The organism is Acidovorax sp. GW458-11-26-14-TSB4 (genome assembly GCF_059423865.1).
This window is the reverse complement of sequence record NZ_JBWKYR010000022.1, coordinates 57103-80012: the sequence shown is the minus strand read 5'-3', so window position 1 is coordinate 80012 and position 22910 is coordinate 57103. Positions and strand designations below refer to the sequence as shown.

Annotated in this window: 25 protein-coding genes and 2 pseudogenes; 11 read left to right on the top strand and 16 right to left on the bottom strand. The window is 68.1% G+C overall.

The window, feature by feature from the left end; translation table 11 throughout:
- Positions 1-158: 158 nt before the first annotated feature.
- The 12 genes from AC07X5_RS27765 to AC07X5_RS27710 form a co-directional block, all read right to left on the bottom strand.
- On the bottom strand, positions 159-1478 hold the full coding sequence (locus AC07X5_RS27765; protein ID WP_494772763.1) for an ATP-binding protein: 1320 nt from the start codon (positions 1476-1478) through the stop codon (positions 159-161).
- Complete coding sequence (locus AC07X5_RS27760) at positions 1475-2176, bottom strand: response regulator (RefSeq protein WP_494772762.1); 702 nt, start codon at positions 2174-2176, stop codon at positions 1475-1477. Before AC07X5_RS27760 ends, AC07X5_RS27765 begins: the two co-directional genes overlap by 4 nt.
- 52 nt (positions 2177-2228) lie before the next feature.
- The gene (locus tag AC07X5_RS27755) at positions 2229-3308 is read right to left on the bottom strand and encodes an NAD(P)/FAD-dependent oxidoreductase (protein ID WP_494772761.1); all 1080 of its coding nucleotides are present in this window, start codon (positions 3306-3308) and stop codon (positions 2229-2231) included.
- Between the two features lie 27 nt (positions 3309-3335).
- Entirely contained in the window at positions 3336-3665 is a 330-nt protein-coding gene (gene fdxA, locus AC07X5_RS27750; RefSeq protein WP_184860800.1) for a ferredoxin FdxA, read from the bottom strand.
- A 147-nt stretch (positions 3666-3812) separates the two neighbouring features.
- Positions 3813-5168: a sulfate adenylyltransferase subunit 1 gene (locus AC07X5_RS27745; protein ID WP_494772760.1), complete on the bottom strand. Its 1356-nt coding sequence runs from the start codon at positions 5166-5168 to the stop codon at positions 3813-3815.
- Positions 5168-6124, bottom strand: a complete 957-nt coding sequence (cysD, locus tag AC07X5_RS27740) for a sulfate adenylyltransferase subunit CysD (RefSeq protein WP_494772759.1) — start codon at positions 6122-6124, stop codon at positions 5168-5170. Before cysD ends, AC07X5_RS27745 begins: the two co-directional genes overlap by 1 nt.
- 169 nt (positions 6125-6293) lie before the next feature.
- The gene (locus AC07X5_RS27735) at positions 6294-6917 is read right to left on the bottom strand and encodes a phosphoadenosine phosphosulfate reductase domain-containing protein (protein ID WP_409954557.1); all 624 of its coding nucleotides are present in this window, start codon (positions 6915-6917) and stop codon (positions 6294-6296) included.
- A gap of 36 nt (positions 6918-6953) precedes the next feature.
- On the bottom strand, positions 6954-7343 hold the full coding sequence (locus AC07X5_RS27730) for a DUF934 domain-containing protein (protein WP_409954556.1): 390 nt from the start codon (positions 7341-7343) through the stop codon (positions 6954-6956).
- A gap of 16 nt (positions 7344-7359) precedes the next feature.
- Positions 7360-9147: a nitrite/sulfite reductase gene (locus AC07X5_RS27725; RefSeq protein WP_494772758.1), complete on the bottom strand. Its 1788-nt coding sequence runs from the start codon at positions 9145-9147 to the stop codon at positions 7360-7362.
- Positions 9148-9157: 10 nt separating this feature from the next.
- Entirely contained in the window at positions 9158-9961 is an 804-nt protein-coding gene (locus AC07X5_RS27720) for a sulfite exporter TauE/SafE family protein (protein WP_409961388.1), read from the bottom strand.
- Between the two features lie 132 nt (positions 9962-10093).
- Positions 10094-12004, bottom strand: a complete 1911-nt coding sequence (gene mnmC, locus AC07X5_RS27715; RefSeq protein ID WP_494772757.1) for a bifunctional tRNA (5-methylaminomethyl-2-thiouridine)(34)-methyltransferase MnmC2/FAD-dependent 5-carboxymethylaminomethyl-2-thiouridine(34) oxidoreductase MnmC1 — start codon at positions 12002-12004, stop codon at positions 10094-10096.
- A gap of 17 nt (positions 12005-12021) precedes the next feature.
- Complete coding sequence (locus tag AC07X5_RS27710; protein WP_409961386.1) at positions 12022-12294, bottom strand: oxidative damage protection protein; 273 nt, start codon at positions 12292-12294, stop codon at positions 12022-12024.
- 136 nt (positions 12295-12430) lie between these two features.
- Between AC07X5_RS27710 and AC07X5_RS27705 the strand changes: the two genes are divergently transcribed.
- From AC07X5_RS27705 to AC07X5_RS27665, 9 genes and pseudogenes are all read left to right on the top strand, one after another.
- Positions 12431-13453: a sulfate ABC transporter substrate-binding protein gene (locus AC07X5_RS27705; RefSeq protein ID WP_409961385.1), complete on the top strand. Its 1023-nt coding sequence runs from the start codon at positions 12431-12433 to the stop codon at positions 13451-13453.
- A 98-nt stretch (positions 13454-13551) separates the two neighbouring features.
- Positions 13552-14142 carry an NADPH-dependent FMN reductase gene (gene ssuE, locus AC07X5_RS27700; RefSeq protein ID WP_409961383.1) on the top strand — a complete coding sequence of 197 codons (591 nt, stop codon included), beginning with the start codon at positions 13552-13554 and terminating at the stop codon, positions 14140-14142.
- Between the two features lie 149 nt (positions 14143-14291).
- Complete coding sequence (locus tag AC07X5_RS27695) at positions 14292-15269, top strand: sulfonate ABC transporter substrate-binding protein (RefSeq protein WP_494772756.1); 978 nt, start codon at positions 14292-14294, stop codon at positions 15267-15269.
- A gap of 16 nt (positions 15270-15285) precedes the next feature.
- Positions 15286-15426 carry a hypothetical protein gene (locus AC07X5_RS27690; protein WP_494772755.1) on the top strand — a complete coding sequence of 47 codons (141 nt, stop codon included), beginning with the start codon at positions 15286-15288 and terminating at the stop codon, positions 15424-15426.
- A 21-nt stretch (positions 15427-15447) separates the two neighbouring features.
- Positions 15448-16611 carry an FMNH2-dependent alkanesulfonate monooxygenase gene (ssuD, locus tag AC07X5_RS27685; protein WP_494772754.1) on the top strand — a complete coding sequence of 388 codons (1164 nt, stop codon included), beginning with the start codon at positions 15448-15450 and terminating at the stop codon, positions 16609-16611.
- A 22-nt stretch (positions 16612-16633) separates the two neighbouring features.
- Positions 16634-17008, top strand: a complete 375-nt coding sequence (locus tag AC07X5_RS27680) for a VOC family protein (RefSeq protein WP_409961378.1) — start codon at positions 16634-16636, stop codon at positions 17006-17008.
- Positions 17005-17871, top strand: a complete 867-nt coding sequence (ssuC, locus tag AC07X5_RS27675) for an aliphatic sulfonate ABC transporter permease SsuC (RefSeq protein WP_494772753.1) — start codon at positions 17005-17007, stop codon at positions 17869-17871. Before AC07X5_RS27680 ends, ssuC begins: the two co-directional genes overlap by 4 nt.
- A gap of 142 nt (positions 17872-18013) precedes the next feature.
- A complete protein-coding gene (locus AC07X5_RS27670) occupies positions 18014-18985 on the top strand; it encodes an aliphatic sulfonate ABC transporter substrate-binding protein (RefSeq protein WP_494772752.1) in 972 nt (323 codons plus the stop codon).
- Positions 18986-18989: 4 nt separating this feature from the next.
- Positions 18990-19472: pseudogene (locus tag AC07X5_RS27665) on the top strand (ABC transporter ATP-binding protein); the annotation flags it as partial.
- On the opposite strand, the pseudogene AC07X5_RS27660 reads toward AC07X5_RS27665, so the two are convergent.
- A pseudogene (locus tag AC07X5_RS27660) lies at positions 19452-19577 on the bottom strand (hypothetical protein); the annotation flags it as partial. The pseudogenes AC07X5_RS27665 and AC07X5_RS27660 overlap by 21 nt on opposite strands.
- Positions 19578-19877: 300 nt before the next feature.
- Here AC07X5_RS27660 and AC07X5_RS27655 point away from each other — a divergent pair.
- Complete coding sequence (locus AC07X5_RS27655) at positions 19878-20093, top strand: TOBE domain-containing protein (RefSeq protein WP_056168199.1); 216 nt, start codon at positions 19878-19880, stop codon at positions 20091-20093.
- Between the two features lie 677 nt (positions 20094-20770).
- Here AC07X5_RS27655 and trhA read toward each other — a convergent pair.
- Genes trhA through AC07X5_RS27640 form a run of 3 tightly spaced genes read right to left on the bottom strand, consistent with a single transcriptional unit; the run spans position 20771 to position 21700 of the window.
- The gene (gene trhA / locus AC07X5_RS27650) at positions 20771-21406 is read right to left on the bottom strand and encodes a PAQR family membrane homeostasis protein TrhA (RefSeq protein WP_494772751.1); all 636 of its coding nucleotides are present in this window, start codon (positions 21404-21406) and stop codon (positions 20771-20773) included.
- A 23-nt stretch (positions 21407-21429) separates the two neighbouring features.
- Entirely contained in the window at positions 21430-21603 is a 174-nt protein-coding gene (locus AC07X5_RS27645) for a hypothetical protein (protein WP_409961369.1), read from the bottom strand.
- Positions 21569-21700 (bottom strand): hypothetical protein, encoded by a 132-nt coding sequence (locus AC07X5_RS27640; protein WP_494772750.1) that lies wholly within the window; start codon positions 21698-21700, stop codon positions 21569-21571. The genes AC07X5_RS27645 and AC07X5_RS27640 overlap by 35 nt, the downstream gene beginning before the upstream one ends.
- Positions 21701-21880: 180 nt before the next feature.
- Between AC07X5_RS27640 and AC07X5_RS27635 the strand changes: the two genes are divergently transcribed.
- A complete protein-coding gene (locus tag AC07X5_RS27635) occupies positions 21881-22894 on the top strand; it encodes a M14 family zinc carboxypeptidase (RefSeq protein ID WP_494772749.1) in 1014 nt (337 codons plus the stop codon).
- Positions 22895-22910 lie beyond the last annotated feature (16 nt).

Below are 22910 nucleotides of genomic sequence, written 5' to 3'. Positions count from 1 at the left end.
GGGGTCGCCTTTTCTTGGCCCACCTTCTTTTGGCGACGCAAAAGAAGGTGGGTGCGCCGCCGGGCGCACATCCCGGCCTCCGCCCTTACCTAAGGCACACCGCTAAAACAGTACCAGCACAAGCAGATGCACCGCAGGCCTCTCGCCACAAACGGCGGTCAACCCGCCAGCGGTATCACCAACTGCGCCCGCAAACCACCTTCAGGCCGGTTGTGCAAACCCAGCCTGCAGCCATCACGCTCCGCCAAGTCACGCGCAATGGCCAGCCCCAGCCCATAACCGGCCGTGCGCGCCGGCAGCTCGCCCGCCATGGCATGGGCGGGGGGCGCCGCATCCCGCGACAGGCGCACCCAGGGCTCCAAGGCCTGCTCCAGCTGCGCCTCGGGAATACCGGGCCCCGAATCGTCGATGTGCAGCACCACCCCCTCGGGCAAGGCATGCACGGTGAGGGTGGCGCCGCCGCCATGGCGCACGGCATTGCCCACCAGGTTGCCGATCACGCGGCGCAGGGCGGCCGTGCGGGCGCGCACGCGCACGGGGACGTCGGTTGCAGGGGGCGCCAGCAACTCCACCGGCTGGCCCTGGTCGGCCAGGTCGTCCACCACGGCCTGGAGCAGGGCCACCAGGTCGATGGAGCGCGCCTCGCTGCCCTCGTGCTGCTCGCGCAGCACGGCCAGGGTGTCGCCGATCATCTCGTCCATCTCGCGGATGTCGTTGATGGCGGCCTGCTGCGCCGGGCCCTCGGGCCACTGGGCCACGCGCATGCGCAACCGGGTCAGCGGCGTGCGCAGGTCGTGCGACACGGCGGCCATGTGCAGGCCCCGCGCGTCGAATTGTTCCTTCAGGCGCTGTGACATCTGGTTGAACACCTGGGCGGCGTTGCGCACCTCGACGGTGCCAAGGGTTTCGTCGATGAGGGGGGGCTTGCCCCCCTTGTCGATGTTATGAGACAGCGCGCTGGCCGCATGGGACAGGCGCAGCATGGGGCGCGAAAGCCAGCGCGCGCCCAGGAAGGCCGCCACGCCGATCAGCACGAAGCGGATGCCATAGTCCATCCACTGGGAGCTGCCGGGCATGGGGCCTCCGCCCATGCGCGGCGGGTTGCCTGCCGTGAACGGGTTGGGGCCCCGGCCCTCGCCGCCTGCGGCGGTTCCACCCGGCGGTTGCAGCGGTGGTTGGGCCATGCGTTCGCCACCCATGGGTGGCGGTCCTCCCGGGCCCATCCCTGGTCCGGACCTTGGAGGTCCGCCGGGCACGCCAGCGCCGGTAAGGGGGTTGCCGGGCGGAAGCGTGGCCAGGGGCGGCAGGCGCGAGAGGGTGGTGGACAGGTCCTGCGGGTGGCGCAGTTGGGTCACCGTGAGATAGGCCACAAGGTGGCTGCCCGCCAGCGCCACCCACATCAGGATGAACAGGCGCAGAAACAGCGTGTCCAGGCGGCGCCAGTTCCAGCGGCTGCCCGGCGCTGCGGGTGGGGTCACCGCTGCACCTCGACGTCGAACAGATAGCCCTCGCCGCGCATGGTGCGTATCAGCGGCCGGTCGCGCTGGCCTTCGCCCAGCTTGCCGCGCAGGCGCGAGACGGCCAGGTCGATGCTGCGGTCGCTCACCACCACGCCGGGCGCGCGCGACAGGTCCAGCAGCCGGTCGCGGCTGAGCACCTTGCCCGCGTGGGCGGAAAAGGCTTCGAGCAAACGGAACTCGGCGCTCGACAGGGCCACCATGGTGCCGTCGGGCGAGACCAGTTCGCGCCGCAGCCGGTCGAAGGTCCAGCCCTCGAAGCGCACCTGGGGCGCATCGGCCTGCGGCGGGGGCGCTGCGCCGCGCCGCAGCACGGCCTTGATGCGCGCCACCAGCTCGCGCGGTTCGAAGGGCTTGGCCAGGTAGTCGTCGGCCCCCAGTTCCAGGCCGAGCACGCGCGACATGGGGTCGCCTTGGGCCGTGAGCACGATCACCGGCAACTGCCCATGGTCGCGGCGCACCCACTGGCACAGGCTGAGGCCGTCCTCGTCGGGCAGCATCAAATCGAGCAGCACCACGTCGAAGCCCTGGCGCGCCAGGGCGGCGCGCATGCCCCGGCCATCGCCCACGGCCTCGGTCGTGAAGCCGAAGGTGCCCAGGTAGTCAAGCAGCAGGGTGCGGATGGCGGGATCGTCATCCACCAGCAGGCAGCGGGTCATGCAAAGTCTCTGGCAGTTGAGGGGCTGAAGTTAGCACAACAGCCCCGTCGGATCAGGACGCCGCCTGGGGCGTGGCCACACCCAGCAGCGCATGCAGGCGCGGGCTGGTGGTGGTGTACTGCAGCGCCACCTTGTCGCCCGTGAGGGCCTCGGCCGCGGCGAAGGCGGCCAGCGTGGCTTCGTGAAAACCGCACAGGATGAGCTTGCGCTTGCCCGGGTAGGTGTTGATGTCTCCCACGGCGTAGATGCCTGGCACGCTGGTGCGGAAGCTGGCCGTGTCCACCACCAGTTGCTTGCGCTCGATGGCGATGCCCCAGTCGGCAATGGGCCCCAGGCGCGGAGAGATGCCCAGCGCGGCGATCAGGCAGTCCAGCGGCTCGTTGGCCGTCTGGCCTTCGGTGTCCACCACCTGCAGCGCAGCCAGGCGCCCGGCTTCGGCCACCACGCCGGTGATCTGGCCCACGATGACTTCCACGCGGCCCGCATCGCGCAGGGCCTGCAGCTGCTGCAGTTGTTCGGCCGGTGCCTGGAAGGCATCGCGCCGGTACAGCAGGCGGATGCTGGCCGGCGCCTCGGCCGCGGGCAGGTCTGCCAGGGTTATGGCATGGGCCACGGCGGCGTCATCGCCGCCATGCACCACCATGCGCTGGCCTGCCACCGGCGTGCCGGCGGGCAGGTGCTGGTAGTGCACCTGCGTGCCCACCCAGGCTTCGATGCCTTCGACCTTGAGCGTGCGTGGCACGAAGGCCCCCACGCCTGCGGCGATGAAGACCGCGCGGGCCAGCAAAGCCTGTCCTTGGTTCGTTTCTACAAGGATGCGCCCGTCGTCCTGCAGCACCACGGAGGAGACCAAGGCAGAGAGGTGCCAGTGCGGCTTGAACGGTGCGATCTGCTGCAGCAGCAGGGCCGCCAGTTCGCGCCCGCTGCACACGGGCACGCCCGGGATGTCGTAGATGGGCTTGTCGCCGTACAGTTCCACGCATTGGCCGCCGGCATGGGGCAGGGCGTCGATCACATGGGCGGTGATGCCCTGCAGACCGAGCTGAAAGACCTGGAACAGGCCCACGGGGCCTGCGCCGATGACCACGGCATCCGTGGCGATGGGGGAGGCGGGCTGCGCAGGCGTGGACACCGGGGGCGAACGTGCGATGTCTGTCGCTCAGCGGGCCAGCTCGTTGACCTTGCCGGGCTTGCCGTTCCACTCGTCGGCGTCGGGCAGGGCGGGCTTGCGCTTGGTGATGCTCTTCCAGCCGTCGGCGAAGGCCAGGTCGGCGTTGATCTTGATGAAGGCGATCTGGTCGGCCGGCAGGTCTTCTTCGGCGAAGATGGCGTTGGCCGGGCACTCAGGGATGCAGACGGCGCAGTCGATGCACTCATCGGGATCGATGACGAGCATGTTCGGGCCTTCACGGAAGCAGTCGACGGGGCAGACGTCCACACAATCGGTGTACTTGCACTTGATGCAGTTTTCGGAGACGACGTGGGTCATGACGGGGCGTGTGTGGGTCGGTGAAAACCCTCGATTTTAGAAGCTTTCACCGGCCTTGGGTTGCGAGGACCATGGGTCTTACAGGGCGACCCATGGGTTTTCGGCATGCAAATGCAGCCTGGTTGAGAATGAGGATCAATAACCTGGTCAATTGACCAGCACGGCACCGGCCGTTTTGTGGCTGGCCGTGTCCACCAGGATCAGCGAGCCGAGCACGCGCGCCTGCTTGAACGGGGCGGCGGGCAGGGGCTCTTGCAGCAGCAGTTCCACATGGCCGATGGCGTTGGGTTCGAGCTGCGTGGCGGCTTCCTCGGCCAGGGTGTTGATGTCCAGGCGGTGCACCACGCGCTTGACCTTGGCCTTGACCCAGCGGTGCCCGTGCAGCGCCCAGTACACGCGGCCGGCCACCAGCGGCTCGTCGTCCATCCAGGCCACGGTGGTCAGCAGTTCGCGGCTGGCGGGCCAGGCCGGCACGGAGGCCGGCGTGTCGAAATCGTCCTCTGCCGTCGCCGCAACGGTCGGGGCGGCCAGGATCCAGTCGCCACGCGAGACGTCCACCTCGCGGTCGAGGATGATGCCGGCGCTCTGGCCTGCGTCCACGCCCGTGGGGCGGCGCGCATGGTCCAGCACCTGGGCCACGGTGGCGCTCTGTCCGCTCGGGAAGACCTGCACGGCCGTGCCGGGTGCCACGCTGCCCGCGGCCACGCGGCCCCAGAACACGCGGCGGCCCTGCGAGGTGTCGGACGAGGACGAGAACTTCTCGACCCACTGCACCGGGAAGCCAAGGGGCAGCCCTGTGTCGGTTGGAGTGTTGGGCAACTGCTCCAGCACATCGAGCAGCGCCGGGCCGTTGTAGCCGCACCAGCCGGCATGGGCGTCGACCACGTTCCAGCCCTTCAGGGCCGAGACGGGCACCGTGGCGCGCACGGCGATGCCCGCGGCCTCGGCGAACTTTGCCAGGGCCGCGCTGATGTGGGCGAAGGCCAGGGCCGGATCGGCCACCGCGTCGAGCTTGTTCACGGCGAACACCAGCGAGTGCACGCGCAGCAGATGCACCAGCAGCGAGTGGCGGCGCGTTTGCGGCAGCAGTGCGAGGTCCGGGTCTTGCCAGTCGAGCTTGGTGGCATCGACCAGCACCACGGCGGCGTCGGCGCTGCTCGCGGCGGTGACCATGTTGCGCGTGTACTGCTCATGGCCCGGCGCATCGCCGATGATGAACTTGCGTGATTCGGTGGCGAAGTAGCGGTAGGCCACGTCGATGGTGATGCCCTGCTCGCGCTCGGCCGAGAGGCCGTCGGTCAACAGGGCCAGGTCGGTCTCGCCCTGGCGCTGCACGCCGGCCAGGTGGTCCTGCAGCACGGCCTTGCTGTCCACCAGCAGGCGCCCGATCAGCGTGCTCTTGCCATCATCGACGCTGCCGCAGGTGATGAACTTGAGGGCCGATGCGTGGGTGCCTGCACTGGCTGCGGCCGGGGCGGTGCTTGGGTGTGCGGTCGTCGTCATCAGAAATACCCGTCCTTCTTGCGCTTTTCCATCGAGGCATCGCTCGTCTTGTCGTCCATGCGGGTCGCGCCGCGCTCGCTCACGTCGGCCGCCAGGGTCTCGATGACGATCTCGCCCGGGGTGGCCGCCGTGCTTTCCACCGGGGCCGTGCAGGTGATGTCGCCCACGGTACGAAAGCGTACGTCGCGCGTCTCCACGGTCTCGCCCTCGCGCGGTGGCGTCAGCTCGGTCACGGGCATCAGCAGGCCCTTGCGGTCCACCACCTCGCGCTTGTGCGTGTAGTAGATGCTGGGCAGGCCGATCTGCTCGCGCTCGATGTACTGCCACACATCGAGTTCGGTCCAGTTGCTGATGGGGAACACGCGGAAGTGCTCGCCGGGCTGCAGCCGGGTGTTGAACAGGGTCCACAGCTCGGGGCGCTGGGCCTTGGGCTGCCACTGGCCGAAGCTGTCGCGGTGCGAGAAGATGCGCTCCTTGGCGCGGGCCTTCTCTTCGTCACGGCGGGCACCGCCGATCAGGGCGTCGAAGCGGAACTCCTCGATTGCCTCGAGCAGCGTGACCGACTGGTGTACGTTGCGGCTCTCACCCGGGTGGGCCAGGCGCACCGTGCCGCGCGCCATGGAGTCTTCGACGCTGCGCACGATGAGCTCGGCGCCCAGCTCCCTGGCGCGGGAGTCGCGGAAGTCCGTGACCTCTTTGAAGTTGTGGCCCGTGTCGATCATCAGCAGCGGGTAGGGGATGCGGCCCGCGCCGAAAGCCTTCTCCGCGCACTTGAGCATCACCAGCGAGTCCTTGCCGCCCGAGAACAGCAGGGTGGGGCGCTCGAAGGCGGCGGCCACCTCGCGCAGGATGAAGATGGTTTCCTCTTCCAGGGCGTCGAGGTGCGAATTGTTCAGGTGGTAGCTCATATTGTTGGTTTTCTTCTCAAGCAGCGCTGAGTCGGTGCGTGCGTTCATGGTCGGGTGCTCTCAGTCATCGGTTCAAGGGCTGCAGCGCATGCCACTGGCGCACTCGAGGCCAGTGCACCCTTGGAACCGGCTTTGCCGGGCCACCGGGTGCGTCCCCCTCCCGCGCAGCGAGAGAGGGGGAAGACGCGAAGCGGCTCAGGGGGAGTCATTTCCGGATTCAATGCGCGATGTGCAGGCCGCACTCGCGGTTCTCTTCGCCCTTGGTGGGGTCCACGTAGTCGAAGTTGTTGGGCAGGCCGTGTTTCTGGCAGTACTCGTACAGCTCCTTGGACGACCAGTGCAGCAGCGGCGCCACCTTGATCAGCCCGTCGGGGTTGATGCTCACCGGGTCCATCTGGGCGCGCACGGCGGTGTCGGTGGCCCGCAGCGCGGTGAACCAGACCTTGGGGGCCGTCTCGCGCAGGGCGCGGGCAAAGGGCTCGAGCTTGACTTCCTCGGTGAAAGCCGCGTGGCGCGGATCGTCCAGCCCCGGCGTCGCGCCTTCCACGGCCTCGCGGTGCGCACGCGAGCGGCGCGGCAGGTAGATCTGCAGGTTCAGGCCCAGTTGCTTCGTCACCTCGTCGGCAAAGCGGTAGGTGGCCTCGGTGTTGTAGCCGTTGTCCATCCACACCACCGGCACATCGGGCTGTAGGCGGCTCACCATGTGCAGGATCACGGCTTCAAAAGGGCGGAAGTTGGTGGTGACGATGGGGCTTTGGCCCAGGCCCAGGGCCCAGGCAACAAGGCCTTCGGCGTTGCGGCCGAGTTCGGCGTTGACGGATGCGAGATCGAATTGGCTCATGGTATATGGGGAGTGGCTGGGCTTGGGCCTTGGCGCTTACGCGGTGGCCTTGTCGGCAAAGATCGGCTGGTGGTTCACCGCGTCGCCCTGGTAGTAGCCAGGGAACATGGCGAACTGGCGCGCCGCGTCGGCCGGGTCCACGCCATCGCGCAGCACGGCCGACGAGAAGCCCGTGCGCTGCATCTGCACCAACTGGTCGATCAGCACGTCGCCCGTGGCGCGGATGTCGCCCTTGAAGCCGCGGCGGCGGCGCAGCAGAAAGGCCTGGCTGAAGGCGCGGCCATCGGTGAAGCTGGGGAAATGCAGGTCCACGCGTTCCACGCCGTCGAGATTGAGCTTGAGCGCGTCGGCATCGTTGGCCAGCGCCACGGTGCGTGGGTCGCCTTCAGCCGGTGCCTGGTGGTCTTGGGATGCAAGTATCTTCATGGGGTATCTCTTGGGGTCAGGCGGCGGCCACGGCCGCGTCTTCCTTGTGGCGGGCCGTCTTGGCGGCTTCCTTGAACGGGTCCAGCCCGGCGCGGCGCACGGTGTTCTGGAAGGTCTCGCCGCTCTCGCGCAGGTCGCGGTAGGTGCCGAGCACCGCCTCGATCACGTCGGGCACTTCGGCCGCCGAGAACGAGGGGCCGATCACCTTGCCGGCGACCGCCGGGCCGGACAGGTCGGAACCATCGGAGCCGCCCAGCGTGACCTGGTACCACTCTTTGCCGTCCTTGTCCACGCCCAGGATGCCGATGTGGCCGCTGTGGTGGTGGCCGCAGCTGTTGATGCAACCGCTGATGTGCAGGTCGATCTCGCCGATGTCGTCGAGTTCATCGAGGTCCTGGTAGCGCTGGGTGATGGCTTCGGCGATGGGCAGCGAGCGCGCATTGGCCAGCGAGCAGAAGTCGCCGCCGGGGCAGGCGATCATGTCGGTGAGCAACTGCACGTTGGCGCTGGCCAGGCCCAGGGCCTTGGCCTCCTGCCACAGCTCGAACAGGCGGCTGGCATGCACCCAGGGCAAGAGCACGTTCTGGTCGTGCGTCACGCGGGCCTCGCCGGCGGAGTATTTGTCCACCAGGTCGGCCAGGGCCGTGAGCTGTTCGCTGGTGGCATCGCCCGGCGATTGGCCGGGGCGCTTGAACGACAGGGTCACGGCGCGCAGCTGTGCATTCTTGTGCGCATGCACGTTGCGCTTGAGCCAGCGGCCAAAGGCCACATGCTCGGCAGCCTGGGCCTTGAGCGATGCCTCCAGCGCGGCGGGCTCGACATCGGCGATGTCGGCCAGCACGGGCGGCACGAAGCAGGCGGCGACGCGGTCGAACTCGGCCTGGGGCACCGTGTGGGGGCCGCCGTCGATCTCCATGATCTGGCGATACTCTTCTTCCACGTCGTCGATGTACTGCTGGCCTTCGGACTTGACGAGGATCTTGATGCGCGCCTTGTACTTGTTATCGCGGCGGCCGTGCTCGTTGTACACGCGCACGATGGCCTCGATGTAGTTCATGATCTGGTTCCACGGCAGGAACTCGCGGATCACGGTACCGATCACCGGCGTGCGGCCCATGCCGCCGCCCACGAAGACCTTGAAGCCGATCTCGCCGGCCGCGTTCTTCGCCATGTGCAGGCCCACATCGTGCCAGCCGGTGGCGGCGCGGTCGTCCGCTGCGCCGCTGATGGCGATCTTGAACTTGCGCGGCAAAAAGGCGAACTCGGGGTGCAGCGTGGTCCACTGGCGCAGGATTTCGGCGTAGGGGCGGGGGTCGATCAGCTCGTCCACGGCCACGCCGGCCAGCGCGTCGGTGGTGGTGTTGCGGATGCAGTTGCCGCTGGTCTGGATGCCATGCATGTCCACGCTGGCCAGCAGGTCCATCACGTCGGCCGCCTTGGACAGCGGGATCCAGTTGAACTGCACGTTGGTGCGCGTGGTGAAGTGGGCGCAGTTCTTGGGCAAAAAGGTCGTGCCCAGCAGGCCCTGGCCTTCCATGGCGGCCTTGAACACGGCCGCCTCGGGTTCGTCGTAGTCCCGCGCGATGGTGGCCAGCACGCGCAGCTGGCGGCTGGCGATCTCGCCGTAGGGCACGGCCACGCGCAGCATGGGCGCATAGCGCTGCACGTACCAGCCGTTCTGCAGGCGCAGCGGACGGAAGTCGTCTTCGGCGAGCTTGCCCGCCTGCCAGCGCTCGAGCTGGTCGCGGAACTGGCGCGCGCGCTGGTGGACGAACTGCTTGTCGAATTCTGTGTATTGGTACATCGTCGTGGGCTTAGATCAATATGAGTTTGGCGCCTGCCCAGGCCAGCAGGACGGACAGGGCGGAGCGGATCAGGCGCTCGGGCGTGCGGGTGACCAGGCGGGAGCCCAGCCAGATGCCCGGCAGCGAGCCAGCCAGCAATTGTGCAAGCAAACTCCAATCCACGGAGCCGAGCGAGGCATGGCCCAGCCCTGCCACCAGGGTCAATGGCACGGCGTAGGCGATGTCAGCGCCGATGATGCGCGGCAATGGCAACAGGGGGTAGACCAGCAGCAGCACGGTGACGCCGATGGCGCCCGCACCCACCGAGGTGAAGGTCACCAGCGTGCCGATCACCGCGCCCAGCAGCACGGGCAGGCTCCAGTGGCGTGGGCGGGTGGCCTGCTCGGCGTTGGCCACGCGCAGGGCCTGGTCGGCTGCCTGGCGCTGGCGCGAGAAGGCCACCACCTTGTACAGCGTGGCGGCCGCCGTGAGCAGCAGGGCAAAGCCGAGCGTGGTGGTCATGATGCGCTGGGCCTGGGCGCTCGCGGGGCCCAGCTCCTTGAGCGCCCACAGTGCCAGGATGGCGGCAGGGATGCTGCCCGCGCACAACTGGCCCACCACGCGCCATGGCACCAGGCGCTGGCGTGCCATGCTCACCGTGCCACCCATCTTAGTGAAGGCCGCGAACAGCAGGTCGGTGCCGATGGCCAGGTGCGGCTTGATGCCGAAGAAGAAGATCAGCACGGGCGTCATCAGCGAGCCGCCACCCACACCGGTCAGGCCGACGATGAGGCCTACCGCAAACCCCGCAAAGACAAACGCCAGATCGTGCATGCCAGCGAATGTAAGAGCGCTCCTTATGGAAACAAACTATTGTTTTGTCCTGCCCTTATGCGGATAAGCTTATGCACCAATACTGGTGCGGGTTTGGGGGCGATGGACCCCCTCGCAACTGTCGCAAGTTGGTTACATCTTGGCCAGGCGCTCGGCCCCCAGGGCCTTGGCCAGCCGTGCATCCAGTGGCAGCGGCTCGCCCTGCATCCGGGCCGCCAGCAGCTCGCCGCACAGGATGGACAGGGTCAGGCCGCGCGCGCCCATGGCCGTGCATGCCCACAGGCCCGGCAGGGCCGCGGCATCGACCGGGCCCACTACGGGCAGCCGGTCGTGCAGGGTGCAGCGCACGGCGGCCCAGGTGCGCAGGTGGCTGGCCGGGGCGGCAAAGTCCGCCTGCAGGCGCTCGGCGGCGGGGGGCAGCAGGCCCTGCATCTTGGCGAAGTTGGTGGCGTGGGCCTCCTGCTGCTCTGCTGGCGGTGGGGGCAGGGCGGTCAGGCCACGCTCGAAGGTCGACCCCATGATCCATGCGCGCGGGCCATTGCCGTCCCCGGACAGTGGGAAGTCCGGCACCAGGTTGCCGTTGCCATTGATCGGGAAGGGCGCCAGCGGGGCATCGCCCGCGGCATAGGTGCCCACCGCGACCTGCCCGCGCAGGGCCTGCAGCGGCCACTCGTTGGCCAGCAGCGTGCGGCTGTCGGCGCCTGCGGCGATCACCACCACCGTGGCCTCGGCCAGCACCTGGCCCATGGAGTCCAGTGCCTGCCAGGGCGTACCGGGGCCATCCTTGCGCTGCAGACGGGCTACGCGGCAGCTTCCGCGCCAGGTGATGCCGGGCTGGGCCAGCAACTGGCCCACCATGCGCGCCGGGCGCAGCCAGCCCGCCCGGGGGTGCCAGTTGGCGGGTGTGCCGGCGGGCAGTTGCGCCTGGGCCAGGGTGGCGTCGCTGGCCGGCTGGCTCCAGTCGGCGCCGGGGCCATCGGCCCAACTCGCCGGCAAGGCCTTGTTGCGCGCCTTGTCGGCGGCATGCCGCTCCAGCACGCCGGTCTGGCCGAAATCCAGCCCTTCGCGCAGCAGCGCGCGGGCCTGGGTGAGGGTGGCGCGCACGCCGCTGCGCGACAGGCGCGAGAGCAGGCTGTCGTCGGGCGAGACATGGGGGGCGAACACGCCTGCCGGTAGGCCCGAGGCGCCAGCCGCCGGGGCTTCGGCCTGGTCCAGCAACTGCACGCGCCAGCCGCGCCGCGCCAGGCTGGCGGCGCAGGCCGCACCGGCCACGCCGCCGCCGATCACGATGCAGTCGCCCGGCGGCCGGGGCTCGGGCTCCGGATGGGCCTGCGGCGCGGTGCGTGGCTCCCAGCGTGGGTTGAAGATGGCGTGCAGGTTGTCGCGCTTGGGCGGCACACCGGGCGCACGGGTGACCTCGAAGCCGAGCTGCGCGAGCGCGTCGCGCACGGCGCGCGCAATGGTCCAGGTGGCCAGGCGCGTGCCGCGCCGGCAGCAGCGCGCCACGGCCTTGAGGGTGTGGGTGTCCCAGATCTCCGGGTTGCGCTGAGGGCTGAAGCCGTCGAGGTACACGGCATCGACCGTGGGCATCTGCTGGCGCAGCATGGCCTGGGTATCGCCCACATACAGGGTCAGCAGCACCCGGCCGCCCTCGAAGCTCAGCCGGTGCACGCCCGGCAGCAGGCCCCACCACTGGGCTTGGAGCTCGCGCGCCAGCGGCGCCAGCTCGGGGTGCACCGTGGTGGCGCGCAGCAGGTCATCGGCCCCCACGGGCCAGGCCTCGGTGGAGACGAAATGCAGCAGCATGCAGCGCGCGGGGTCGGCCTTCCAGGCGGCCCAGGTCACCAGGAAGTTCAGGCCGAAGCCGAACCCGGTTTCCAGGATGCGCCATTGCGCTTGCCCAGCCCACGCCTGCGGCAGCCCGCAGCCATGCAGGAACACCTGGCGGGCCTGCGTGAGGCCGCCGTTTTCACTGTGGTAGCGGTCGCCGAAGCGGGGGCTGTACGGAGTGCCGTCCGGCAGCCAATCGACAGGCTCGGACATGAAGGGCAAAGGATGGGTTATGGGCTGGGAGGCACGTAGCCTGCGGCTGCATCTGCGCCGCCGCCGAAGAAATGGTTTTCCATCTGGCGCGCCAGGTACTGGCGGGCACGTGCGTCAGCCAAGTTCAGGCGGTTTTCATTGACCAGCATGGTCTGGTGCTTGAGCCAGCCGGCCCAGGCCTCCTTGCTCACGCTCTCCCAGATGCGCTTGCCCAGCTCGCCGGGGTAGGGAGGGAAATCCAGGCCTTCGGCTTCCTTGCCGAGCTTGATACATTGAATGGTGCGTGCCATGGGGATTTCCTCGTGTTTAGATAGTTTCGGTATAAAGAACTGAAATCTTAGTTGTTTCAGTTTTGATGGAGGGATTCCAGAATGCGGTCCATCGGTGTTCAGCACCCATCCGCATCCAATCCAAAGAGGCCTCTCCATGAATTTTCGCCGCGACTTTATCAAGTTTCCGTTTGCCGCCGCTTTGGTGGGCAGCTTGGCCCTGACGGCGTTGCCGTCGTTTGCCCAGTCTGTGACCCTGCTCAACGTCTCGTACGACCCGACGCGCGAGCTGTACGTGGAGTTCAACCAGGCCTTCGCCAAGTACTGGAAGGGCAAGACCGGCCAGGATGTGACGATCAAGCAATCGCACGGCGGCTCGGGCAAGCAGGCGCGCTCCATCATCGACGGGCTCGATGCCGACGTGGCCACCCTGGCCCTGGCTGGCGACACCGACGCCCTGCACACCAACGGCGGCTGGATCCCCAAGGACTGGCAAAAGCGCCTGCCGCACAACAGCTCGCCCTACACCTCGACCATCGTGCTGGTGGTGCGCCAGGGCAACCCCAAGGGCATCAAGGACTGGGACGACCTCATCAAGCCCGGCATCAGCGTGATCACCCCCAACCCCAAGACCTCGGGCGGCGCGCGCTGGAACTACCTGGCCGCCTGGGAGTTCGCCAAGCGCAAGCTGGGCAGCGATGCCAAGGCCAAGGACTTCGTGGCCAAGCTCTACGGCAATGTGCCCGTGCTGGACACCGGTGCCCGCGGCTCCACGATCACCTTTGCCCAGCGCAACCAGGGCGACGTGCTGATCGCCTGGGAGAACGAGGCCTACCTGCTGGAAAAGGAATTCGGCACCAAGTTCGACGTGATCGCACCGTCGATCTCCATCCTGGCCGAGCCCGCCGTCTCCGTGGTGGACAAGAACGTGGACAAGAAGGGCACGCGCGCCGTGGCCGAGGAATACCTCAAGTACCTGTACACCGAGGAAGGGCAGGACCTTGCCGGCAAGCACTTCTACCGCCCCGCCGTGTCCGAGAAGGCCAAGGCCAAGTACGCCAAGCAGTTCCCCAAGGTGAACCTGTTCACCATCAACGACGCGTTCGGCGGCTGGGACAAGGCAGCCAAGGACCACTTCGCTGACAACGCGAGCTTCGACCAAATTTATACGAAGAAGTAAGCCCACCGGCTTCCTGCAAGCAGCGCCACCCAAGGCCCGGCCAAGCCGGCTCCGCGGTGGCGCTTGGAAAGCCACGCCTTTACGAATTGCCTGATCCTATGTCCGCCCTTCTCATTGCCGGTAGCCCCTCGGAGCGGTCCCGTTCCGCCGCACTGCTGGATGCCGTGGCCCAGCGCCTGTCGGGCCGCGGCGCGCTGGTGGACCGCATCCACATCCGCGACCTGTCGCCCCAGGCCCTGCTGTTGGCCGACTTCGCCCATCCCACCGTGGTAGGGGCCATCGACCAGGTTGCCCAGGCCCGCGTGCTGGTGGTCGCCACCCCGGTCTACAAGGCCGCCTACAGCGGCGTGCTCAAGGTCTTTCTGGACCTGCTGCCGCAGACCGCGCTCAAGGGCAAGGTCGTTCTGCCCCTGGCCACCGGCGGCAGCCCGCACCACATGCTGGCGCTGGACTATGCGCTGCGGCCCGTGCTGCAATCGCTGGGTGCCAAGAGCATCCTGCCCGGCATCTATGCCACCGACGCGCAGGTGGCCCTGACGCCCGAAGGCGCCTATGACCTGAACCCCGACATCGCCGCCCGCCTGGACGACGCGGTGAACGTGCTCATCACCGAGAACCTGCGTCCCCCTGCGGCCCAGGCCGGCCGCTTCGCGCCGGTGCACTTCTCGCAGGTGCGATGTAGCGTCTGACGCCTTGGGGCTTCCAGCGCTTTTTTCAGGCGGCTGGCTGCACCCACCACCTTCCTCCTTCGCTCCCTTTTTTGTTTTCGGGCCGCTGACCGCCATTGCGGGCAGGCCGGGCCGCTGCATGCCCAGGCATTGCTGAAAGACACATCGCCATGACACAAGCTTCCACCGTTTCTTCGCGCCGCCGCCAGGTGGTCCTCTCCAGCCTGGCGGCCGCCGCCTTCGCCGCCACGGGTGGCCAGGCCCTGGCCCAGGCTTCCGGCCGCGTGCTGCGCATCGGTCACCAGAAGGGCTGGCTGTCCATCCTCAAGGGCCGCGGCACGCTCGAAAAGCGCCTGGCCCCGCTGGGCGTGAAGGTCAGCTGGACCGAGTTCAACGCTGGCCCTGTGCAGCTCGAAGCGCTGAACGTCGGCTCCATCGACTTCGGCGATGTGGGTGAGGCCCCACCCATCTTTGCCCAGGCTGCGGGCGCCCCGCTGGTGTATGCCGGCGCCACGGTGCCGCGCCCGGCACTGGAGGCGGTGATCGTGCCCAAGGATTCGCCCATCCGCCGCGTGGCCGACCTCAAGGGCAAGCGCGTGGCCTACAACAAGGGCTCCAACGTGCAGTACTTCCTGGTCAAGCTGCTGGAGAAGAACGGCCTGAAGTATGGCGACGTGCAGTCCATCTTCCTGGCGCCCGCCGATGCGCGCGCGGCCTTCGAGAAGGGCGCCGTGGACGCCTGGATCATCTGGGACCCGTTCCTGGCCGCCGCCCAGAAGACGCTGGACGCGCGCCTGCTGGTCGATGCCACGGGCATCGTCAACAACCGCGCCTACTACTTCACCTCGCGCGACTACGCCACGCGCAATGCCGACGTGCTGCGCATCGCCATCGAGGAGGTCAATGCCATCGACACCTGGGCCTCGAAGAACCAGTCGGCGGCAGCCGCCGAACTGACCGCCGTGCTGGGCCTGGACCGCAGCATCACCGAGCTGTACCTGAGCCGCGCCAAATTCGGCACGGCGCCGGTGACACGCGAGATCATCGCCGAGCAGCAGTCGCTTGCCGACACCTTCTTCGAGCTCAAGCTCATCCCCAAGAAGCTCAACCTGCTGCATGCCGCGCCCGTGGACCTCAGCGCTTCCTGATCCCCCGAGTGCCTCCATGCACACCCCCATGCCTTTCCCCCTGCACGAGCAACTGCGCCGCGTGCTGTGCGTGACGGCTGGCGCCTGGGGCCTGCCCAACCGGCCGCGCTGCGCGGGTGTGGGCGCTCCCCGGTTCGGTTTCGCCATCTCCTACTGAAGCAATAACAAAGAGGTTTCCATGCAGATCTTCTGGTTCATTCCCACGCACGGCGACAGCCGCTACCTGGGCACCTCCAAGGGCGCACGCCAGATCAGCCACGACTACCTGCAGCAGGTGGCGGTGGCGGCCGACAGCCTGGGCTACGAGGGCGTGCTCATCCCCACCGGGCGTTCGTGCGAAGACCCCTGGGTCATCGCGTCGAGCCTGATCGGCGCCACCAAGCGGCTCAAGTTCCTGGTCGCCGTGCGGCCCGGCCTGCACCAGCCCGCGCTGGCGGCGCGCATGGCCGCCACCTTCGACCGCCTCTCGGGCGGGCGCCTGCTCATCAACTTGGTGACTGGTGGCGACCAGTCCGAGCTGGAAGGCGACGGCGTGTTCCTGGACCACGCCACGCGCTACGAGCAGTCGGCCGAGTTCATCCGCATCTGGCGCGAGATCATGGCGCGCAGCCACACCGGCGAGACCTATGACTTCGAAGGCCAGCACCTCACGGTCAAGGGCGCCAAGCTGCTGTTCCCGCCCGTGCAGCAGCCGCATCCACCGGTGTACTTCGGCGGTTCGTCCGAGGCGGCGCACGACCTGGCAGCCGAGCAGGTCGAGACCTACCTGACCTGGGGCGAACCCCCGGCCGAGGTGGCCAGAAAGGTGGCCGACGTGCGTGCGCGTGCCGCAAAGCACGGCCGCACGGTGAAGTTCGGCATCCGCCTGCACGTCATCGTGCGCGAGACGGACGCACAGGCCTGGGCCGCGGCCGAGGAACTTATTAGCCATGTGGACGATGCCACCGTGGTGCGCGCCCAGGCAGTCTTTGCGCGCATGGACTCCGAAGGCCAGCGGCGCATGGCGCGCCTGCATGCCGGGGGGGCCAAGCGCTCGCGTGCCGACCTGGAGATAAGCCCCAACCTGTGGGCCGGCGTGGGCCTGGTGCGCGGCGGTGCGGGCACGGCCCTGGTGGGCGACCCGGCGACCGTGGCCGCGCGCATCACTGAATACGCGGCACTGGGGCTCGATACCTTCGTGCTCTCGGGCTATCCGCACCTGGAGGAGGCCTACCGCTTTGCCGAACTGGTGTTCCCGCTGCTGCCGCTCGGTGTGCGCGAAAAGCTCACGGGCGGCAACCCGCTCGGCCCCTTCGGCGAAGCCGTGGCCAACGAGCTGCCTCCGCGCGCCTCGCAAAGCTGAGTACCCGCACAGGAGATCGCCCATGGCCATCCATTCCATCAACCACGTGCAGCTGGCCTTCCCGGCCGGTGCCGAGGAACCCATCCGCAACTTCTACAACCGCCTGCTGGGCCTGCCCGAGGTGCGCGTGGCTGCTGGCAGTGCCCTGCAGTTTGCGGCAGGCACCCAGCGCATCGACTTGGTGCCCACCGAGCACTGGCAGGGCGCGCCCTCGGTGTCGCACCTGGCGCTGGAGGTGCAGGACCTGCCCGCGCTGCGCGGGCGCCTGCTGCAGGCGCAACTGCCACTGGTGGAGAACCGGGCGCTGCCCGGCTACCTGCGCTTTTACGTGAAGGACCCGGCGGGCAACCAGCTGGAGTTCCTCGAACCCGATACCGAACGACAGGAGTTCGCATGAACACAACCACCCGAGAGCTGCAGGCATCGCCCGTGGCCGATTCCATCGACGCCGCGAGCCTGGCGCCGCTGGCGTCTTCGCCCGCGCTGCGCTTTGCCAAGGGCGTGCTGCTGCGCCTCATCCCTTGGGCCGTGCCCGTCACGCTGATCGTGGTGTGGCAGATTGCCTCGTCGCTGGGCTGGCTCTCGACCCGGGTGCTGCCCGCGCCGCTGGAGGTGGTCAAGGCCGCCTGGACGCTGACCGCATCGGGCGAGCTGTGGGCCCACGTCAAGGTCAGCGCCGGCCGCGCCCTCGCTGGCCTGGCCATCGGCGGCGGCCTGGGCCTGGCGCTGGGGCTGCTCACCGGCTCGGTGCGCGTGTTCGAGACCCTGCTCGACTCCACCATCCAGATGGTGCGCAACATCCCGGCGCTGGCGCTGATCCCGCTGGTCATCCTGTGGTTCGGCATCGACGAATCGGCCAAGCTGTTCCTGATCAGCGTGTCGGTGTTCTTCCCGATCTACCTGAACACCTTTCACGGCATCCGCAACGTGGACCCCGGGCTGATCGAGATGGGGCGCACCTACGGCCTGTCGCGCTGGCAGCTGTACCGCCAGATCATCCTGCCGGGCGCGCTGTCCAGCATCCTGGTGGGCCTGCGCTTCTCGCTGGGCCTGATGTGGGTGATCCTGATCGTGGCCGAGACCATCTCGGCGCAGGCGGGCATTGGCTACCTGACCATGAACGCGCGCGAATTCCTGCAGACCGACATCGTGCTTGTGGGCATCTTGCTGTACGCGCTGCTGGGCAAGCTGGCCGACGTGTTTGCCAAGACGCTGGAGCGGTACTGGCTGCGCTGGCACCCCGGCTACCAAAGCACCTGATACGGATTCACCTTCAACCGTCTGACGTCGTTGGTTCGCCTTGCCGTGCTACAGCACTGTCTGCGGCTTCCCGCCTAGTCATACGGTCGAACGCGAATCCGTAGGACCCCTACCACCGCATTCCAAGATTCCAAGGACCCGCATGTCTGCCTCTACTTCCATCCTCTCCCGGCGCACGGCGCTGGCGCTGCTGGCCGCCATGGCCAGCGGGCTGGCCAGCGCGCAAAGCGGCGGCAAGCCCGATACCGTGCGCATCGGCTACCAGAAGTCGTCCACCCTCATCGTGGTGCTCAAGACCCAGGGCACGCTCGAAAAGCTGTTGGCCCCACTGGGCACCAAGGTCACATGGCACGAATTCACCAGTGGCCTGCCGCTGCTGGAAGCCCTGAACCTGGGCAACATCGACGTGAGCGCCGACGTGGCCGACACCGTGCCCGTGTTCGCCCAGGCGGCCGGCGCCAACCTGACCTTCGTGGCGCAGGAGGCGCCGTCCCCCTCGGCCCAGGCCATCGTGGTGCGTGCCGATTCGCCGCTCAAGACCGTGGCCGACCTCAAGGGCAAGAAGATCGGCTTTGCCAAGGCCGCCGGCGCCCACTACCTCTTGATCGCAGCGCTGGAGAAGGCCGGCCTGTCCTTCAAGGACATCGAGCCCGCCTACCTCACGCCGGCCGATGGGCGCGCAGCCTTCGAGCGCGGCGCCATTGACGCCTGGGTGGTGTGGGACCCCTTCCTCGCCGCCGTCCAGCGCCAGTCCAGCGTGCGCGTGCTGGCCGATGGCCGCGATGTGGCCTCCTACCAGCGCTACTACCTGGCCGCCACGCCGTTTGCGCAGGCCCGGGCCGACGTGTTGCGCGTGCTGTTCGCCGAACTGCAGAAGGCCGGGGCCTGGGTCAAGGCACAGCCCAAGGATGCGGCAGCCCTTCTGGCGCCTGTGTGGGGGCTCGATGCCGCCACCGTGGAGCAGGCCAACAGCCGGCGCAGCTACGAGGTGCGTGCGGTGGTGCCAGGATCCCTCGCCGAGCAGCAGCGCATCGCCGACGCCTTCCTGTCCGAGAAACTGCTGCCCCGGCGCGTGAACACGCTGGACGTGGCCCTGTTCAAGCCGGGAGCCTGACGACATGGCACAGACTTCTGCAAATTCGACCCCGAGAGGCACCGGCGTGCGCCTGGAAGTGCGCAGCGTGGACAAGCGCTACGGCGCGCGCGAGGTGCTCAAGAAGACCGAACTCGTGATCGAGCCCGGCCAGTTCGTGGCCATCGTGGGCCGCAGCGGCTGCGGCAAGAGCACCTTGCTGCGCCTGGTGGCGGGGCTCGAATCGGTCTCGGGCGGTTCCATCCGCATTGATGGCCAGGGCGTGGACGGCCTGAGCCAGGACACGCGCATCATGTTCCAGGACTCGCGCCTCCTGCCCTGGAAGCGCGTGGCCGAGAACGTGGCCCTGGGCCTGCCGGCCGAGCGCCGCGGCGCCGCAGCCGACGTGCTGGCCCGTGTCGGCCTGGGCGACCGGCTGGGCGAGTGGCCGGCGCGCCTGTCCGGCGGCCAGCGCCAGCGCGTGGCCCTGGCGCGCGCCCTGGTGCACAACCCGCGGCTGCTGCTGCTCGACGAACCCCTGGGCGCACTCGATGCGCTCACCCGCATCGAGATGCACCGCCTGATCGAAGGCCTGTGGCGTGCCAGCGGCTTCACCGCGCTGCTGGTGACCCACGACGTGCAGGAGGCCGTGGCCCTGGCGGACCGCGTGATCCTGATCGAGGACGGGCAGATCGCGCTCGATCAGGTCATCGACCTGCCGCGACCACGCTCGCACGGCGACGCGGCCTTTGCCGCGATCGAGAAGCGCATCCTCGACCGGGTTCTGCAAAAGCCCGATGCCGAACCCAGCGCCAACGATGCGCAATGGCCCGGCGTGCCGGCGCACGGCCTGCGCTGGGCCGTCTGAACGTCTTCCCTTCTTTCTACCAACCCACCCACTCACACCGTTTCCGGACTTTTCAAGGAGAAAACCATGTCCATCCAAGCCATCAACGTGCGCAACCAGTTCAAGGGCAAAGTGCGCGAGATCATCCGCGGCGACGTCGTCTCCGAGGTCGATGTCGAAACCCCTTGGGGCATCGTCACTTCCGTCATCACCACGCGTTCGGTGGACGACCTCGCCCTGGTCGTGGGATCCGACGTGGTCGCGCTGGTCAAGTCGACCGAAGTGTCCATCGCCAAGCTGTGACTGGCGGGGCCGCCCACGGCCCCTGCTGCTTGCCAGGCCCTGCACTGCAGGGCCTTTGTCGTTGAGGTGGGGGCAAGTAGCGATATCTGTTTTTTCTTCGTTGGCTGCTGCGCAACGCCGGACTACCCTGCGGGTTTCTATCCAAGGTCCCATGGCATGACCGCTGGCAACGCTCCGAAGCAAAGCACCCCCAAAATTGTGTCAACTGGCCCTCGCTGGCCGCGCTGGCCCGGCCCTTCAATGACCACGATTTCTCGCAGTACCCGCTGGACGAACCCTTTCCGGATCTGGGCAGCTGGGCCGCAACAGCCAGCAGAGCGCCAGCGACCGCATCAAGCAGCACGCGCGCGAACATCGTTTGACGCTGCGCGAGGTCGTCCTTTGGCACGCCCGGCCGCGCCGCACCTTCGTGGGCACGGCCGAACAACTGGCCGACGAGATGGAGCGCTGGTTCGAAGGCGGCGCCACCGAGGCTTCAACTTCTTCCAGGCCCTGCCCAACACCTCTATCAAGGCGTTCGTCGAGCTGGCCGTGCCGGTGCTGCAGGCGCGCGGGCTGTTGCGTACGAAGTGTGCGGGCGAGTCGCTGCGCAGCCACTTCCAGCTGCCCGTTGCAGCCGGGGCCTCCGTGCCGAACCGGGCGCCACAGGCCGTGGCCGCGTAGGTCGGCGCGCCCGCTCAGCCGCCCCAGCCTGCCACGGCCACCGCATGGCAGCCGGTGCCTGCGGCCACGAAGCCGTGCCATATGGCGTGCGCGTAGCGCAGGCGTGAATCGAGCACGAAGAAGGCCACGCCGACCGTGTAGGCCACACCGCCCGCGATGAGCCAGTGCGCGCCTCCGTGCGTGAGGTGGCCGATGAGGGGCAGGGCGCCCGCCAGGGCCAGCCAGCCCAGGAGCACATACATGCCCGTGGAAAGCCAGGCCTTGCGCAGCCGGTTGACGGCCTTGAGCACCAGCCCCAGCGTGGCGATGGCCCAGACCAGGGCCAGCAGCGCCAGGTTCCAGCCGCCGTCGGGCCGCAGCAGGGCAAAGGGGGTGTAGCTGCCCGCGATGAAGAGGTAGATGGCGCCGTGGTCGAGCTTCAGCGCCAGTTGCTTGAAGCGCCCGTCGGGCAGTGCGTGGTACACGGTGGAGGCCAGGTACAGCAGCACCATGGTGGCGGCAAAGACGATGGCGCCGGCCATGCTGGCCGCCCCATGGGACTGGGCCGAGGCCACGATGGAGGGGGCGGCCACCATGGCGGCGAGCAGCGCCACGGCGTGGCTCGCGCTGTTGGCGAGTTCCTCACCCGGGCTCTGGTCGCGATGGGCCATGGCGCTGGCGGGGTCGGCCGCCCTCAGCGGGGCAGGGCGGGGTGGTGGTTGTGGCGCCCACGCCAGGCCTGGTAGCGCGAGCGCTGCAGTGCAAACAGCTCAACGAGGCCAAAGGCCATGGCGCAGCCCACGAGCCCGAACAGCGCCACCGTGCGCAGCGGCTCAATCCTGCGCCGGGAGCGGGAGCAGTTCTTCATGGAAGAAAACGTCGTTGTCGGGAAGGTCGAACGAGAACCAGCTTTCGTCCAGCAGCTCGTCGATCAGCCGTTGCAAGCCGAGTAGTTTCCAGAGCATGGGCCCCCCTTTGGTGGTTGTGTGGTGCCCCGCCAAGATAGCCCGGCCATGTGACGGTTTCGCGTCAGATCGGCAAATTGCAACGCAGCTGAAACAAGGGCCTTCGCAGTGACCGGGCTGAACGCTATGCTTGCATGGCAACTGCCTTTTTCCTTTTCTTACAGGCCTTTAGACACCACCGTGCCCGACATCGTCCTGCCCGAGCTTGCGGCACTGGAGAGGATCATCGACCAGGGTGGCCAGCGCCTGGATGCGCGCGTGGTGCACACCGTGCACATGGCCACGGGCGAGCGCTTTCCCATCCACGCCATCAGCCTGGGCAACCCGGACCCGGACGTTCCGGCCATGGGCTTCTTCGGTGGTGTCCATGGGCTCGAAGGCATTGGCGCCGAAGTGGTGATCGCCTACCTGCAGAACGTGGTGATGCGCCTGCCATGGGATATGGCGCTGAACCAGCAGCTCGAACAGGTGCGCCTGGTGTTCATGCCCATCGTCAACCCGGGTGGCATGTGGGCTGCGACCCGCGCCAACCCCAATGGCGTGGACCTGATGCGCAACGCGCCGGTCGATGCGCTGGACCGGGTGGCCTTTCTCATCGGCGGGCAGCGCATCAGCGCCGGTCTGCCCTGGTACCGCGGCAAGCCGGGCGCGCCCATGGAGGCCGAAAGCCGCGCGCTGTGCGAGGTGGTGCACCAGGAACTGCTGTCACGCCCCTTCAGCCTTGCCCTCGACTGCCACTCGGGCTTCGGCATCACCGACCGGCTGTGGTTCCCTTTCGCGCATACACGCAAGCCCATCGCGCACCTGCCCGAGCTGCATGCGCTGCACGAGATCTTTCTGCAGGCGCATGCCTACCACCCCTACATCATCGAGCCGCAGAGCACGCAGTACCTCACCCACGGCGACCTGTGGGACCACCTGTACATGCAGGCCTGCAACGACCCCTCGCGCACCTTCTTGCCGCTGACGCTGGAGATGGGGTCCTGGCGCTGGATCAAGAAGAACCCGCGCCAGCTGTTCTCGCGCAAGGGCATCTTCAACCCGCTGATCAACCACCGCCTGCAGCGCGTGCTGCGCCGGCACTTTCCGCTGCTGGACTTTCTCACGCGCGCCGCGGGCAGCCACCAGCGCTGGGTGCCCGCGCCCGAGGCGCGCGTGCAGCGGCGGGCCGATGCGCTGGCTACCTGGTACTGAATGAGGCTCCCCCCTG